This window comes from Streptomyces sp. ATLC9 (assembly GCF_057196705.1).
In genome coordinates, this window is sequence record NZ_JBXUOY010000463.1 from 1 (window position 1) to 2217 (window position 2217).

At 76.5% G+C, this 2217-nt stretch carries 2 protein-coding genes and 1 pseudogene; 1 reads left to right on the top strand and 2 read right to left on the bottom strand.

What is annotated here, in order from left to right:
- Window positions 1-110: 110 nt before the first annotated feature.
- Window positions 111-566: a MarR family winged helix-turn-helix transcriptional regulator gene (locus AC2CJA_RS26275; RefSeq protein ID WP_484605156.1), complete on the bottom strand. Its 456-nt coding sequence runs from the start codon at window positions 564-566 to the stop codon at window positions 111-113.
- 155 nt (window positions 567-721) lie between these two features.
- On the opposite strand from AC2CJA_RS26275, the pseudogene AC2CJA_RS26280 reads away from it, so the two are divergent.
- Window positions 722-1302, top strand: a pseudogene (locus AC2CJA_RS26280) (dioxygenase family protein); the annotation flags it as partial.
- A gap of 91 nt (window positions 1303-1393) precedes the next feature.
- On the opposite strand, the gene AC2CJA_RS26285 reads toward AC2CJA_RS26280, so the two are convergent.
- On the bottom strand, window positions 1394-2217 hold an 824-nt coding region (locus AC2CJA_RS26285; RefSeq protein WP_484605157.1), incomplete at its 5' end, for an acyl-CoA dehydrogenase family protein.

Here is a 2217-nt window from a genome sequence, read left to right on the forward strand (position 1 = left end):
GGGCCCGGGGGGGGGGGGGGGGGGGGGGGGGGGGGGGTCTGGGGGGGGGGGGGCCGCGCGGGGGGGGGGGGGGGGGCGGCCCCCCCACCGGCGTTCCGCCCGCCGTCCGCTCAGTCGCGCAGCCGCCGGCCCACCTCGCCCAGCGCCCGCGCCAGGACGGCCAGTTCCTCGCGGCCGAGGACGTCGACGAGCGTCTCGCGCACCGTCGCCACATGGCCGGGGGCCGCGGCACGCAGCAGTTCGCGCCCCTCCTCGGTGAGGACGGCGAAGACGCCGCGGACGTCGGTGGGGCAGGCGCGGCGCCGCACCAGACCGCGCCTCTCCAGCTGGCCCACCTGGTAGGTCAGACCGCTCTTGGAGGTGATCAGCCGTTCGGCCAGTTCGGTCATGCGGATCTCGCCGCCGGGTGCCTCGGCGAGGTGGACCAGGATCTCGTACTGCGGGTGGGACAGGCCCGCCTCGTCCTTGAGCTGCTGCTCAAGCCTTCGGGTGACGCGGTTGCCGGCTTCGAGGAAGCCCTGCCAGGCCGCCATCTCCAGCTCGTCCAGCCATCGGGGCTCCTTCATGCCCCCATCGTACGCAGTTGTTCAAATTCAAACCAAGCTGTACGCTCGCCATCGGTAAGTGATTTAAATTTGAACCAAGGCGAACCGGTCCGATCCGGGAGGACGCCCCCGTGACCGCGGCCACCCCGCCGGCCCCGCGCTCCGAGGCGGGCCGCATGCCCGTGCTGTACCTCGGCCACGGCGCCCCGCCGCTGGCCGACGACGCCCTGTGGACCTCGCAGCTCGCCGGCTGGTCCGCGGAGCCGCCGCGGCCGAGGCCGTGCTGATCGTCTCCGCGCACTGGGAGTCCGCGCCGGTGACACTGGGCACCACCCGGACCGTCCCCCTGGTGGACGACTTCCACGGCTTCCCCGAGCGCTAATACCGCGTCGCCTACCCGGCCCCGGGCGCCCCCGCCCTGGCCCCGAAGGTGCGGGCCCTGCTCGCCGGGCCGGGCGCCCCGGTGCACCACGCGCCGGACCGGGGTCTGGACCACGGCGCGTACGTGCCGCTGGCCGAGATGTACCCCGACGCCGACATCCCCGTGCCGCAGGTCTCGATGCCCACCTTGGACCCGGGGGAGCTGCTGCGGCCGGGCCGCAGGCTGGCCCCGCTGCGCGAGGAGGGCGTACTGGTCGTCGGCAGCGGCTTCTCCACCCACAATCTGCGCGGTCCGATGTGGGGAACCGGGCCCGACCGGGCACCGTCCTGGTCGAAGGAGTTCGACGCGTGGGGCGGCCGGGTCGTGGGCGACGGAGTCCCCCGGCCGGCGCCGGTGCAGCGCGAAGCGGTGGCCCGTCCGGTACGCCTCCAGCCCGGCCCGGCAGTAGGCGACCGTACCGCCGGGCTCAGCCCACCGGCGCCGGCAGGTCCACCAGAGCGGCGAGCGCGGCGCGGTGGCGGTCGGGGGTGCCCAGCGCGATCTGGTCGGCCTTGGCGCGCTTGAGGTACAGGTGCGCCGGGTGCTCCCAGGTCATGCCGATGCCGCCGTGGAGCTGGACGCACTCCTCGGCCGCCCGTACCGCCAGCTCCCCGCAGTGGGAGGCGGCCACCGCGACGGCCACGGGGGCGTCCGGGTCGCCGGTGGCCAGGGTGTCGGCGGCGTACCGGGCGGCGGCCCGCGCGCCGACCACCTCCAGCCAGAGGTCGGCCAGCCGGTGCTTGAGCGCCTGGAAGGAGCCGAGCTGCCGCCCGAACTGCCGCCGGTCCCTCAGATACGAGACGGTGGCGGTCAGACACCACTCGGCGATGCCGAGCTGCTCGGAGGCGAGCAGTCCGGCGCCGGTCAGCAGCGCGCGCTCCAGCGCGGCGCGGGCCTGCTCCGGGCCGGCCAGCCGCCGGGCGGCGGTGCCGGTGAACGTCACGTCGGCCACCGGACGGGTGAGGTCGAGGGAGGTGCGCGGTACGACGGCCAGGGCGGCGGCCGTGGCCTCCACCGCGTACAGTCCCGGCCCGTCCCGGCCCTCGGCGGGGACGATCAGGACATCGGCGGCAGCGGCGTCGGCGACCGAGGTGACCGTGCCGGTCAGGGCGCCCGCGCTGTCGGCCCGCACGGCGGAGGGGAAGGCCCCGGCCCCCGGCGCGGCGGAGAGCGGTACCGCCAGCGCGGCGGTGCGCTCGCCCGCGGCGAGGGAGGCGAGCGGCTTCGCCGCCACCCCGCCGCCCGCGCTCC

Coding starts and splice junctions, on each gene's coding strand:
- AC2CJA_RS26275 (WP_484605156.1), bottom strand. CDS start 566: ATGAAGGAGCCCCGATGGCTGGACGAGCTGGAGATGGCGGCCTGGCAG.